Source organism: Psychrobacter sp., assembly GCF_041554015.1.
Classification (GTDB): Bacteria; Pseudomonadota; Gammaproteobacteria; order Pseudomonadales; family Moraxellaceae; genus Psychrobacter.
In genome coordinates, this window is record NZ_JBFFMS010000035.1 from 18287 (window position 1) to 31324 (window position 13038).

A 13038-nucleotide genomic window follows, 5' to 3' on the forward strand; every position below is an offset into this window, starting at 1 on the left:
CTAAGGCTTAAAGTCTTTGGCGGTTTTTACCGCTTTAATTTCGGCATTGATGTTGGCAAGCAGTGGACGGGCGCTATTGGCTTGAGCCGTATTTTGCAGATTTTCGGTCAATTTTTTGGCTTGCGTTAAAGAAGTCAATGCGCGCTCGTAGCTTCCACTCCACAACTGATCGTGACTGCGGTAGCGCAGTGCATTAATGGTGGCGATACTTTTTAGCGCTGTAGAATCGGTGGTTTTTGCCAGTTTTTCATTGGCCAATTGCAAACTTTGCCACGCATAGCGATCGCTTGGCTGCTGCTCCGTTAAGGGCTTAAGCAATGCCTGCGCTTTGGTTGGTTGATTGCTATTGGTCAAGGCTTCCGCCAAATACAGACGCAGGTCACGGCGCTCAGGATACAAGCGCTGCTGACTCTCTAATATATCAGCAGCTTGTTGCCATTTATTTTGTTCAGTCAGAATCTGGCTTTGGGTAATGGACAATAATGGCTCGAGTCCTTGGCGCTTGGCGACCGGCAATGCCGACAGCTCGGCAAACAAATCATTTGCCTCTTTAAAGCGCTGCTGCTCGCCATACCAATGCATCAGCGCAAGCTTTGCCCCGACGCTGCTGCTCGCCGCAGTCGTCAATGCGGTCTCTGAAGCATGCTTGCCAGTACTTTGCACCCGCCAATAGAGCAAATCAAATAAGGCCTGATGGCGCTGCTGTTGATTGAGCGGCAATGTATTATAACGCTGCGCGCGGCTTTGAGATTCGCTCAAGCGCTCATTACTCAAGGGATGCGAGCGGATAAAACTTGGCAAAAACTGATTGGCGGTTTGGTTCATCTGACTTTTTTGATTCATGGTCGCAAAAAAGCGTGGCATCGCACGTGGATCATAGCCAGCTTGGTTCATGATTTGCATACCAACCCGATCCGCTTCTCGCTCATTATTACGACTAAATGCCATGCTGCTATTCATGGTCGCAGTCTGGCTACCCATCATGACTGCTGCTGCCGCATCACCATCAACGGTCGATGCGGCAATCGCAGCGAGCATACCCCCTATCTGCATCAGCAAGGCTTTTTTGCGCTCATCAGCACCGCTTTCATAATGGCGCTGACTGATATGGGCAACCTCATGAGCGACGACGCTTGCCAGCTCATCCATGCTATTGGCTGCCAATATGGTGCCGGTATTAAGACCAATGACGCCGCCTGGTGCCGCAAATGCATTGATACTTGGATTGTCAATAATCACCAAACCAAGCGGTGCTTGCTGGCGCGCTTGAGCATTGAGCCGCCATGTCAGCTCTTTAAGAGTTTCTTGAATCCATGGGTCGTGCTCCATTTTTACGCGACCATTGATGTTTCTTAACGACCATTCGCCAAGCAGTTTATTTTGATATTGCTCATCAAAACTTAGCCCCTGCCCGCGTAAACTGGGCAAATTTAGCTCTTCTGTACCGGTGGTTTGCCACGAGTCATAGCTCAGTGGCATCGCTTGGCTTTTGCTATAGGCGGCACTTGTACAAGCCAATAGTATCGTTGACAGGGCTATCTTTAACGCAAGCACTGGCGACAGAGGACGGTTTACCTGTTTAGATAATGGTGCGGTCTGTCTGCTGTTATCCTGCATAAATGCACATTTATGCTGTGCATTTATCAGTGATTTCCCAAGCGGCGATGGTCTTTTAGAATAATCCAAGTGCGTATCCTATATGCATAATCATAACGTGCTTTGACTATACGAGCTTGTCTATTGAAGGTCAATTGCCGTATGTCTGTCGCTACTAATCACTCCGCAGGGCGTCACGATAGCGCAACATGATTATGAGAATCTACAGCGTAAGCCGCTGATAAAAACATTAAGATCCATACTACTCAGTGCTAGTAACAGTGGTGCTGATTGATCAATCGCGATGATAACTATATTCAACTGCAATTGAATACAGGCAATTTGCTATAATGGGTGCTAATAAGTATCGTCATACTAAGCATTAGGCTGACACACAAAGTTTAATGATAAATACGTGAAAGGTTTATTTTATGTCTGCTGATAGCCCATCCATCATGGTACGAGCCTCTTATCCGCTAAGTTTGGCGGAGGGTTTGTCTGAAAGTAAGCAGCAATCCATCAGGCAACTTTTAGACTTATTACCAGCTGAGGATACAGATGCTACCGCACCTTTAAATAAACCGACAGTTATGATTAAAGATATGGTTGACGGTCGCGGCCTTGCTTGCCCGATGCCACTGTTAAAAACTAAGGTTGCGTTACGCAGTGTCGACACTGGCGAATCCTTGTACGTGGTGGCAACCGATCCAAACTCGCAAGCGGATATCATGGCGTTTTGTCAGCAAAGCTTGCAGACAGATGCGGCAAATTCATTATCGCTTCTGATAAATCAAGCCAGCACATCAGACAGTAAAGCGGCAAGCGACCATCCATCTAAATATTCTGCTGATACAATATATCACTTCATCATTACCAAAACTGATAGCAACTAAGCGTCGCTATCCTTTACAATTACAACTATAAAGATTTTTATCTGACTGTTTGTTTATCTATTTAACCAAGGTCAAGAATATGGCTAATACTACGACTAACGCTGCAAATACCCGTAAAAAAGACAGCGCCGTTCCCGAAATAAATGAAGCGCGCGATGCAGCACTAAAAGCAGCTGCCGAGCGTCCGCCTTATGATGCTAGCGCGCTTGGTGATACCCGTACCCGCGATTTGGTGCCAGCTATGCCGACGCATTTGTCTGCGCCTGGGGTGAACTTGGGTGCCTATATCAATACTGTGCATCAAATACCTATCTTGACCCCGATCCAAGAGCAAGAGCTTGCCCATCGCTATTATGATGAAGGCGATGTAGAAGCGGCGCGTCTGCTCGTCATGTCGCATCTGCGTTTTGTCATTCATATTGCCCGCAGCTATTCAGGTTATGGATTACCGCAAGCCGATTTGATTCAAGAGGGCAATTTGGGGCTGATGAAAGCGGTAAAACGCTTTGACCCCAATAAAGGCGTACGCCTAGTATCGTTTGCTGTGCATTGGATCAAAGCGGAGATTCATGAATTTGTCATCCGCAATTGGCGTATCGTCAAAGTTGCTACCACCAAAGCACATCGTAAGCTGTTCTTTAATTTACGCAGTCTTAAAAAGACCAATAATCAGTTGACGCTTGAAGAAGCCGATGCGATTGCCAATGACTTAAACGTGACTCGCAAGCAAGTGCTTGAGATGGAGTCACGTTTGACGTCTTACGATGCCTCATTTGAAGCACAATCAAGTGATGACGATGACGGACGTTATGCTCCGCAGCTATTTTTGGAAGACGGCATTGATCCCGCTGAGCTCGTCGAAGAATCAGACTGGGAAGAAAACAATTCATCAGCCTTGATTGCGGCCATGGAAACTTTAGACGATCGCTCGCGCGATATTGTTGAGCAGCGCTGGTTGTCTGAGCAAAAATCAACGTTGCATGAATTGGCAGCAGTCTACTCTATCTCAGCTGAGCGCGTACGCCAAATTGAGAAAAATGCCATGGACAAAATCCGTGAAGCGATGACCATTGATAGTGTGATTTTGCCTGATGATATTCAATAAGGTATAAGGTAACGACCATTTTTTAGCAACATTTCAATCAAAATACGAGTATGACCATGCTAAATTGGATTGGTATCGCAGCGATCAATATGGCAATTGCCGTGGCTTTAGGGGCGTTTGGCGCCCATGGTCTTAAAGCGATGGTCAGCACGCAGCACTTGGAGTGGTGGCAGACGGCAACCCTATATTGGTTCGTCCATGCGCTTGGATTATTACTGGTGGGTATTCTTATTCGTCTGAATTACGCAACCCAAACCGCAGCTTGGCTATTGCAGATTGGGGTGATTATTTTTGCGGGCAGTCTATATGCCATGACGCTTGGCGCGCCACGTTGGTTTGGCGCGATTACGCCTATTGGCGGTGTGCTGATGATTGCCGGCTGGTTATGGCTTGCAGTCTCTTCAGCACGCTTAACGAATAGCTGATTGATTTTATTAGCGGATAACTTTATGCGGTTATGTCAGTGCTAGTAGTAGAAAAAATAGTAAAGCTAAGTAGGAATTTTGAATGATTAGGGAGCACAGTTCATGAGCAATATTAGTGTCAATGGTAGGAAGTTACAGACGACTCATCAAACGGTACAATTGGTCGTCAATGAGCTTGGACTTAGTAGCGGTCGTTATGCAGTAGAAGTCGACGGCGAGCTGATTCCTAAAAGTGAGCTTGATAAGCTAGCTGTGGTCGATGGCATGACTATTGAAGTAGTACAGGCGGTAGGCGGTGGCTAAGATTTGATTTGTCATCAATTGCAATAGAGAGCAGGATTAAAACAGTAGTAACTCACCTTTTAAACCCTCAATATTACGATTACGACGCTTGTTGCCTTAAAAACCACCATAAAAAAGACCTCAAACGAATAGTCGTTGAGGTCTTTTTTCTTAGTATCTTATAATTACAATATCTTATGCTTACAGTCTCTTATACTTACTAAGTGGCTCTTTTTTGAGCATGTCACGTATTCAAGTCATTTATGAATACTGCTCTGTTTAATAACCCTGCTATTTATACATTTATTTATTGGCTAAGATTATTAAACTGCTATGACTTAGTAAGCGATCACTAAACTGCAGGCTCTGCCTCAGCTGGCATCAAATCTTCATAGCGTCCATCACGCCCAGCACCTTGTGTTTTCTTACTCTCCATTTTTGTTTTATATTTACGTACCTGTCTATCAAGTTTGTCCGCCATCTCATTGATAGCTTTATACATATCATCATCAAGCGCTTGGACGAACATCTCTTTACCCGAGACTCGCATGATCGCTTCAGCCTTATGGCTCTTTTTAGCACCACTATTATCCAGCGATAAAATCACTTGAATGCTTTGAATCTGATCAAAGTGACGTTCTACTTTTTCAAGTTTTTCGCGGACTGCGGTGTCCATGGCATCGGTAATACTGATATGGTGACCACTGATAGAAACATTCATATTATTGTCCTCTTATTAGTACTTACAATCAACAGATGAGGTCGCATCGCTGCTCTTATCACCCTGCCTTACCATAAAAAAATCTGGTCTCTTTATCCATAACGCCTTCAATAGCAGTGCTTTTAATAAAATATCGACATATCCTTTTATTGTCTTTTTTATCTCATCCTTAATAACTGGCTATATAAATTTGCTAAAGCGACACTTAGATTTTGTTGTTGGTATGACTCTAATTTGTCATGAAAACCTGCTAGTAGCAAGGCTCTATATTGTAAGTAAATGTAATAAAATGAGTTGTTTCTTCATTGTTTCTATATAATCAAAAAATTTTATTTTTTATATTATCAGTACAATGGCTGAATTATAAAACCTCTCATAGATAACTTATTGAATTCAGAGCATTAATATTTTTGTTTACGCTGAGCCGATGAACCAATATTCATCGCTTCACGATATTTGGCAACCGTCCTTCTGGCTATATCGATACCTTCTGCTAACAAAAATTCTTTGATCTTACTGTCAGATAATGGCTTTTTAGGCTCTTCATCAGCGATGAATTGCTTAATCATCGCGCTGATAGCAGTTGATGAGATATCGCCATCGCTGCTACTAACATGTGAGGAAAAGAAATGCTTAAGCGAAAACAGACCTTGCGGTGTTAATATCGTCTTGCTGGTAGTCAGGCGCGAGACCGTTGATTCGTGTAAATCAACCTCATCGGCAATCACTTTTAGAATGAGTGGTTGCATAGCAGTTGCCCCGTACTGCAAAAATGCTTGCTGATAGCGTACGATACTGGTCGCCACTTTTAATAGATTCTGATTACGCTCTTCGATACTGCGAATAAATAAGCGCGCATCGGTGAGGTTTTCGCGCAGATATTGATTGTCAGGACTATTGTCGCCGCGCTTTACAAGGCTGGCATATTGTTGATTGACCCGTAGTTTTGGCAGGGTTTCAGGATTCAAACGTACCTGCCAGCCAGCCTCTTCTACCCCTGAGTCGGTATTTTTATCCGCAGCTCGCTTACGAATGGGTGTCACCAATACATCGGGTATATCGTAGCTTTCAGGCGGCTGCGTATAATCCGGTTGATGGCTTTGAAATAATAAACCCGGTGAAGGATTTAAGCGACGTAATAGCGTAAGTGCAGGAGTAATCTCCTGTGCACTAAGTCCTGTACGCTCAATCAAGGCTTTGATATTGTTACTGACCAGATACTCACTGGCAGATAAGAGCGCTTGGGCTTGTTTTAGATAGGGCGTATCCGTATCGAGCTTAGACAGCTGGATCGCTAGGCACTCACTTAGATTTCGTGCGCCAACCCCTAGCGGATCACAGGATTGAATCATGCGCAGTACTGCCATCACCTCATCATGTTCAACGCGCTCATCCCACTGATAAAAGCTTGCAATGGTATCAAAGCTCTGTATCAACTCCTCGATATCGAGCCGTACAAAACCCATGTCATCCATAGAATCCATCAAGTACTCAGCGATAAGCGTATCTGTCTCTGAGAGGCGTTTAAAATTCAATTGCCAACGCACATGGTCTTGGATCGTTGCACTGGTACTGCCCTGATAACGATCATAGTCATCAGAATCTGGACGCGCTGACGTGCTGCCTAAGCCTGCGCTGACAGTATAAAAGCTATCATCGTTTGAGCCTTTAAAACCTTCAATACCCTCAATGCCTTCAACACTCTCAAAGCCTTCCAGCGTATAACTGTCGATAGCATCGCTATCAAAGCTGTCTTGCTGCAATTTATCTAGACTATCAGTAAAGTGGTCGCTCATACTGTCATCATAGTCAGAGGCATCTTCATTATCTGAGGAATCTGCTACAGAAAATGTATCAAAAGCAGTATCTTGGTTCCAGTTGTCCAGCGTTAATGGCTCATCTAATGCATCTGTATCAGCGCTCTCATACTCATACTCGTCTTCATCATCATCTTCGATACGCTCTAGTAATGGATTACTGTCCAGCTTCGCTTGCACCTCCTGCGCAAGCTCAAGACTAGAGAGCTGCAACAATTTAATGGCTTGCTGCATTTGCGGGGTCAGTTTTTGTGAAGTGCTTAGCGTGGTCGCCAATCCGAACGACATACTCATGGGCAGTTTATTAAACTCCAGTCTTAGTGATAGCGTCTTAGCAATGGTATCTTAGTAATAGCGTCTAAATAATGCTGATTTAGGGGTGCTTTGCCCTTAACAGGACATGACGATAGCATTTTTTGCGGCAATTTTGCTATGATAATTTATGCCCTAGCCAGATAAGCTGTTTTGCAGCTTTTGTCTAAATAGTGAAAATACCCATAGCTGTGTAGGGATACTAAGTGCTTAATAAGGTAAGATCACTGCAAACTTATGCATAAAAACCGTGAATAACCATAGAATAAAAGAGAAAACAAAAAGGAAACGACATACAGAAATCGGGAAGATTACTATGAATAAGATAGAAAATAACGAACAACTCACCATTGCTGCCGTGCAAATGAATAGCCAGCAACATATCGAGGACAATTTAGCAGATATAAAAGCCGCTATCATAGAGGCGCGTATACAAGGCGCTCATCTTGTTGTCTTACCAGAGAACTGCTGTAGTATGGGCGAGCAATTTGCCACCGCAGAGCGCTTTGATGCGCTATCAGCGACGATAGCAGACTATGCGCGCACCTCTGGTATTTATGTATTAGCAGGCTCGCTGCCCTGCCCTTATCGCCCTGATGGTGTTATCGTACCTGATGGCAGATTGCGCCAAGTTAGTCAGCTGTTTGCACCTGATGGTACACGCGTGGCACGCTATGACAAAATTCATTTGTTTATGGCGACTGTCGCCGATAAGCATGGCAGTTATAATGAAGCGGCGACTTTTGAGCCCGGCACACAGACAGTGGTTACGCCACTCGAAGCAAATAATGATATTTATCAACTCGGTATGATGGTTTGTTTTGATTTGCGTTTTCCGGCATTAGCACAGCGTCTACGCCAAGCGGGAGCGGACCTATTAAGTGCGCCATCGGCATTTACTTATTTAACCGGTCAAGCACACTGGTCGCTGTTACTTCGGGCACGCGCGTTAGACAGTCAGTGCGTGGTCATTGGCGCCGCACAGGGCGGTGACCATGTTTATAAAAACGGTAGTATCCGTCAAACTTGGGGTCATAGCACAATTACTGCTTTTGATGGTACGATCATCAACAGCTATGAGGATAGTGCATTGAATAACGTTACCAATAAAGATGGTAAAAATTATGCGTTGGTCTTAGCAAGCGTAGATAAACAGGCGCAGATTCAAGGCCGACAAAAAATGCCTATCTTTGACTGTCATCGTTTGGCGTAAGTCAGTTGTTTAGAAACACACGTTTTAGCAAAGCGGTTGATGAGGGATGCGATTTTGCTAAGAAGTAACTTTACTGTCTTTTATTACGTGAGTGGCTCGAGGATGCGCGCGGTCATAGACTTGGGTCAATTTAGCAAAATCAACATGGGTATAAATTTGCGTGGTACTGATATCACTATGCCCTAGCATTTCTTGTACAGCGCGTAAATCGCCACTGCCAGATAACATATGTGATGCAAAGCAATGGCGCAATAAATGCGGATACATATTTTGTGCGATGCCGGCACGCGTAGCCGCAACTTTGAGCCGCTGCTGTACCGCCCGTGTAGACAATCTTGTGCCTAATTTTTCACTGATAAACAAGGCGCTATCCATCTGCTCTACCCATAGGTTGCGATGCGGTAAATAGCGTTTGATAGCTTCTGCTGCCTTGATACCTAAGGGCACCAAGCGCGTTTTATTGCCTTTACCTGTCACGCGCACGCGCAGATCAGCCAAGTCAACATCTGTTATATCTAATGCTACCAACTCGCCAACACGCAGACCGCTGCTATAAAGCAGCTCAAACATCGCTTTATCACGCAACCATAGCCGAGCCTGCTCGGGCGTATCAGGTATCTCTTGATCAAGTAATTGCGTTAATAAATCCACATCGGCAATAGACGGCAGCGGTCTAGGGCTGCGCTTCAACTGATAGCCCGTGGTTGGGTTAATACGTGCCTGCCCCTCTTCTATCAGCCAGCCATAAAAATGACGGATAGCCGATAGCTCTTGCTGGACGCTCGCAAGCGCCAGCTTATCTTCATCGAGGCGCTGGCTGATATGCTGAGCCAGTTGACGCTTATCACAGCGCGTCCACGTCAAACGTTTGCCGCGCAAAAACAGCGCCAATTGATTTAAGCCTGCAAAATAAGCCACCAGCGTATGCTCAGAATGGTTACGCACCGACAGCGTATTTAGCCATCGATGTACTGGTGCTAATAATTCACGTAGCGTGGCATCCGCCTCTATAGCAGCGGCATGCTCAACTGATAGCCATGCTTTTGACTCAGATACCGAGATAGGCTCTGTTGACATTATCCACTAACTCTCTGAAGCAGGCTTGATACCCGCTTGTGCCATCAGACCGTCTGGACTAAAAACGCCTTCATAGACAAATGCGGTTGGACCGGTCATCATCACTGAATAACCCGGCTGCCACTTAATAATCATACTACCGCCATAAAGCTGCGCGCGTACGTCTTCGCCTTCATCAAGCCAGCCTTCACGGATACCGACCGCTACTGCCGCACAAGCACCGGTACCACAAGCTTGAGTCTCACCGACGCCGCGCTCATAGACACGAAGGCGAATATGACGCTGATTCATTATTTGCATAAAACCGACATTGACACGCTCTGGAAATGCCGGATGCGATTCGATGGCTTTACCAAGTATTTCGACATCGGCATCAAGTACGTCGTCGACTTTGATAACGGCATGCGGATTGCCCATATTGGCAACATAAAGCTGCACTGGCGTACCATTGACATCCAGATGATAGGTGTTTTGGATTTTGGTTGTCGCTCTTGGGGTAAATGGAATCTCGTTTGGTTCAAACTTGGGCTTACCCATATCCACCTCGACCCAACCATAGCGGTCGGTGGTTAGCGAAATGATACCACTTGCGGTCTCAACCCGTAGGCGCTGTTTAAATGACAGCTTACGCGCTTGTACAAAACGCGCAAAGCAGCGTGCGCCATTACCGCACTGCTCAACCTCTGTGCCATCGGTATTAAAAATGCGATAACTGAAATCCACATCAGGTCGCATCGGTGGCTCAACAACCAGCAATTGATCAAAGCCAATGCCCAAATGACGATCGCCCAGTAGCTGCACCAAATCTTTGGTCAACTCTAAGCGCTGGGTCACCAAATCGATGACCATAAAATCATTGCCCAGCCCATGCATCTTTGTAAATTCTATTAGCATATCCTTGTTATCCTATCCTATTTTTATGTATGTCTTATAGTAGCACGCTGTCAGATACAATCATAATTATCGCCGTTATCAAACGTTAAGTTTGCGCTCTACAACTGAACAAATATTCTCAATTAGGCTTTTAATTAAAGTAGGCAATAAAAAACCCATTGTCGTTATAACAATGGGTCATTTCTAATAATTAAACTTTAATGATTAAACATCGTAGCGTTTTTAAGAAGCTACTTATCTTGCCATAACATCTCATCAGCATATAGCGCTTCGATATTTTCGCGCTTACGAATCAGCTGATGACGATCATCGGCTACCATAACTTCACTCGCGCGTCCACGCGAATTGTAATTACTACTCATGGTAAAGCCATACGCACCCGCACCAGTTATCGCTAAAATATCGCCTGTGGTTAATGACAACAAACGGTCTTTTGCTAAAAAGTCACCGGTTTCACAAATCGCACCAACGATATCCCACGGCTGTGTGCCATCAGTATCGATGCCTTTGTTGGGCAGAACGCTTGGAATCACCGCCATTTCAGCTTGATATAAAGCCGGACGAATCAAATCATTCATTGCGGCATCGACAATAGCAAAGTTCTTATGCTCGGTTGGTTTTAACACATCAACTTTGGTCAATAGCACACCGGCATTGGCGACGATACTGCGACCCGGCTCAAAGAATACTGTCAAACCAAGCTCCGTCAATTTTGGCAATAATGCTTGGGCAAATTCCTCGATAGATACGGGCGTCTCATCAATATAACGTACGCCAAGGCCACCGCCCAAATCGATATGACGTAGCGTAATTCCTTTATCACGTAAGCTATGTATCAGCTCAATGACTTTATCTAAAGCTGCTACAAAGGGCGCAACTTCAGTCAATTGCGAACCAATATGACAGTCGATACCGACGATATCGATATGCGATAGCTGCGCCGCTTGCTCATAGACAGCGACAGCATCTTCATGAGTGATACCGAACTTATTGTCTTTTAGACCGGTTGAGATATACGGATGGGTCTTGGCATCGACATTGGGATTGACCCGCAGAGAGATTGGCGCTGATTTATCCAGTGATTTTGCTACCTCATTAATTAAGGTCAGCTCACTGATTGACTCAACATTAAAGCAGCCAATACCTTGGGTTAAAGCATACTCGATATCGCTATAAGTCTTACCAACACCTGAAAATACCACGCGCGCAGCCTCGCCGCCTGCTGCTAATACCCGCATCAGCTCACCACGTGAGACGATATCAAACCCTGCGCCCGCTTGCGCTAAGACACCAAGCACGGCAAGATTTGAGTTTGCCTTTACCGCATAACAAATCTGATGCGGTAGACTGGCAAAGCTATCGGTATAAGCTTGATAAACGTCCAAAATGGCTTGTTTTGAGTACACATAACACGGCGTACCATAGTGTTTAACGACCTCATCAATACTGACCTGCTCCATATATAGCGCATCGCCTCGGTAGTCGAGCGCAGGCAGGTGGGCAGTTAAGGCTTCAGGATTGACATACAGCCCTTGCTCAGTTTGGGTCGTGACTGACTGACTCATATAAATATCTCTAATATAATCAAGGTATCAAATTAAAAATGAAGTGTAACAATAAAGTATTGGATTTGCTCAAACATCATTTAAGCATATGGGTTTTAACGCTTCATCATCAGTGACTAAATCACTGTTTAATAATCGTTAGGATCGCTGCTCGGTTCAGGCAACTGAAAATCATCTGTGCTTTGCTGGTTACTGTCACTTTTAGCAAAGGCGGTCGCTTGCGTATTGCTGCCACTATTTAGTATGGCAGTGCTCTCTTGTGCTGCTTGATTATTAGCGTTTACAAGGTATAAATCGCCTTTTTGTCCACAGCCTATCAAAGCAGTTGCAGCTATCACGATACTTGTACCAAATACAAAGCGAACATGGCGGCGGTGGGCGCTCAAACGGCTATTAGGACGGTGTTTATCTGAGGTAGGTTGTATAGTAAACATAGAGTAGATAGCCTTTAATGCTGCAATGGTTTGAAAGTGTGAGCATATTGTTGATGATACTGCTGATAGACGCGCTTATAAAAAGCTCACATAAAACAAGTAAAAGATGAGCGTTTTTAATCATAGCATTATTCTATAAAGCTGTGCGCTTATAGAACAGGTTTGCTTAGTAAATTTGCCAAAACTTTACGATAGCAAATGCACTATAAATCTGTTATTGAGATAACACCAGACAAACTTACTTACAATTTTTATAAAGGCAACTTTTTGCTTATTTTCTCTAATGCGCCCTTACTGTCTTCGGTGTACACCTGTAACTATCAAATAATGAGTGGCTGATTAGAGCCTTATAGTTATCGTGGTGTCATGCCCAAAATATGATACATTATAGTCAACCCTTGTAGCTATAAGGCAATGCTAGCAGGCGTTTGCTTTACACTTACTCCTTTTTGGAGATAGTAATGGCTCAAGCTTAATAGCAATCAGCGCAATGATGGTTTATGTTTTCAAAGTATGCTACCTATGGCGCTGACTGTTGTTGATACAACCGGTGACAATCGATAACGATTCACCACTTACAAAATATAATCTAAGGATAGAGTATGAGTGCCAGCCTAACCACGACTTTTGATGACAAAAACACTGAAACATCAAACCTGACCAACCCCACCTTAGTCCTCAACTGCGGTTCCTCTTCTATCAAA

Annotated in this window: 12 protein-coding genes; 5 read left to right on the forward strand and 7 right to left on the reverse strand. The window is 44.5% G+C overall.

Features of this window, described 5'->3' with window-relative positions; all coding sequences use genetic code 11:
* Nucleotides 1-1617, reverse strand: coding sequence for a M48 family metalloprotease (locus ABYU67_RS09440; protein ID WP_372844747.1), 1617 nt, complete (start codon nucleotides 1615-1617; stop codon nucleotides 1-3).
* 410 nt (nucleotides 1618-2027) lie between these two features.
* Between ABYU67_RS09440 and ABYU67_RS09445 the strand changes: the two genes are divergently transcribed.
* The 4 genes from ABYU67_RS09445 (at nucleotide 2028) to thiS (ending at nucleotide 4322) form a co-directional block, all read left to right on the forward strand.
* Nucleotides 2028-2489 (forward strand): sulfurtransferase TusA family protein, encoded by a 462-nt coding sequence (locus ABYU67_RS09445; RefSeq protein ID WP_372844748.1) that lies wholly within the window; start codon nucleotides 2028-2030, stop codon nucleotides 2487-2489.
* A gap of 241 nt (nucleotides 2490-2730) precedes the next feature.
* Nucleotides 2731-3594, forward strand: coding sequence for an RNA polymerase sigma factor RpoH (gene rpoH / locus ABYU67_RS09450; RefSeq protein ID WP_372844757.1), 864 nt, complete (start codon nucleotides 2731-2733; stop codon nucleotides 3592-3594).
* Between the two features lie 56 nt (nucleotides 3595-3650).
* Entirely contained in the window at nucleotides 3651-4019 is a 369-nt protein-coding gene (locus tag ABYU67_RS09455) for a DUF423 domain-containing protein (RefSeq protein ID WP_372844749.1), read from the forward strand.
* A 102-nt stretch (nucleotides 4020-4121) separates the two neighbouring features.
* Complete coding sequence (gene thiS / locus ABYU67_RS09460; RefSeq protein WP_372844750.1) at nucleotides 4122-4322, forward strand: sulfur carrier protein ThiS; 201 nt, start codon at nucleotides 4122-4124, stop codon at nucleotides 4320-4322.
* Nucleotides 4323-4653: 331 nt separating this feature from the next.
* Here the strand turns inward: thiS and hpf are convergent, their stop codons facing one another.
* Complete coding sequence (gene hpf, locus ABYU67_RS09465) at nucleotides 4654-5022, reverse strand: ribosome hibernation-promoting factor, HPF/YfiA family (RefSeq protein ID WP_201563415.1); 369 nt, start codon at nucleotides 5020-5022, stop codon at nucleotides 4654-4656.
* A 401-nt stretch (nucleotides 5023-5423) separates the two neighbouring features.
* Entirely contained in the window at nucleotides 5424-7133 is a 1710-nt protein-coding gene (rpoN, locus tag ABYU67_RS09470; RefSeq protein WP_372844751.1) for an RNA polymerase factor sigma-54, read from the reverse strand.
* 334 nt (nucleotides 7134-7467) lie between these two features.
* Between rpoN and ABYU67_RS09475 the strand changes: the two genes are divergently transcribed.
* Entirely contained in the window at nucleotides 7468-8364 is an 897-nt protein-coding gene (locus ABYU67_RS09475) for a nitrilase-related carbon-nitrogen hydrolase (protein ID WP_372844752.1), read from the forward strand.
* Between the two features lie 57 nt (nucleotides 8365-8421).
* Here the strand turns inward: ABYU67_RS09475 and ABYU67_RS09480 are convergent, their stop codons facing one another.
* The 4 genes from ABYU67_RS09480 to ABYU67_RS09495 form a co-directional block, all read right to left on the reverse strand.
* A complete protein-coding gene (locus ABYU67_RS09480; protein WP_372844753.1) occupies nucleotides 8422-9441 on the reverse strand; it encodes a tyrosine recombinase XerC in 1020 nt (339 codons plus the stop codon).
* Between the two features lie 6 nt (nucleotides 9442-9447).
* The gene (gene dapF / locus ABYU67_RS09485; protein WP_372844754.1) at nucleotides 9448-10335 is read right to left on the reverse strand and encodes a diaminopimelate epimerase; all 888 of its coding nucleotides are present in this window, start codon (nucleotides 10333-10335) and stop codon (nucleotides 9448-9450) included.
* 230 nt (nucleotides 10336-10565) lie between these two features.
* Nucleotides 10566-11795, reverse strand: coding sequence for a diaminopimelate decarboxylase (gene lysA / locus ABYU67_RS09490; protein WP_372844758.1), 1230 nt, complete (start codon nucleotides 11793-11795; stop codon nucleotides 10566-10568).
* Between the two features lie 233 nt (nucleotides 11796-12028).
* Nucleotides 12029-12334, reverse strand: a complete 306-nt coding sequence (locus ABYU67_RS09495) for a lipoprotein (protein WP_372844755.1) — start codon at nucleotides 12332-12334, stop codon at nucleotides 12029-12031.
* Between the last annotated feature and the right edge of the window lie 704 nt (nucleotides 12335-13038).

Coding starts and splice junctions, on each gene's coding strand:
- ABYU67_RS09440 (WP_372844747.1), bottom strand. CDS start 1,617: ATGCAGGATAACAGCAGACAGACCGCACCATTATCTAAACAGGTAAAC.
- dapF (WP_372844754.1), bottom strand. CDS start 10,335: ATGCTAATAGAATTTACAAAGATGCATGGGCTGGGCAATGATTTTATG.
- ABYU67_RS09480 (WP_372844753.1), bottom strand. CDS start 9,441: ATGTCAACAGAGCCTATCTCGGTATCTGAGTCAAAAGCATGGCTATCA.
- ABYU67_RS09445 (WP_372844748.1), top strand. CDS start 2,028: ATGTCTGCTGATAGCCCATCCATCATGGTACGAGCCTCTTATCCGCTA.
- hpf (WP_201563415.1), bottom strand. CDS start 5,022: ATGAATGTTTCTATCAGTGGTCACCATATCAGTATTACCGATGCCATG.
- ABYU67_RS09495 (WP_372844755.1), bottom strand. CDS start 12,334: ATGTTTACTATACAACCTACCTCAGATAAACACCGTCCTAATAGCCGT.
- ABYU67_RS09475 (WP_372844752.1), top strand. CDS start 7,468: ATGAATAAGATAGAAAATAACGAACAACTCACCATTGCTGCCGTGCAA.
- thiS (WP_372844750.1), top strand. CDS start 4,122: ATGAGCAATATTAGTGTCAATGGTAGGAAGTTACAGACGACTCATCAA.
- lysA (WP_372844758.1), bottom strand. CDS start 11,795: ATGGAGCAGGTCAGTATTGATGAGGTCGTTAAACACTATGGTACGCCG.
- rpoH (WP_372844757.1), top strand. CDS start 2,731: ATGCCGACGCATTTGTCTGCGCCTGGGGTGAACTTGGGTGCCTATATC.
- ABYU67_RS09455 (WP_372844749.1), top strand. CDS start 3,651: ATGCTAAATTGGATTGGTATCGCAGCGATCAATATGGCAATTGCCGTG.
- rpoN (WP_372844751.1), bottom strand. CDS start 7,133: ATGAGTATGTCGTTCGGATTGGCGACCACGCTAAGCACTTCACAAAAA.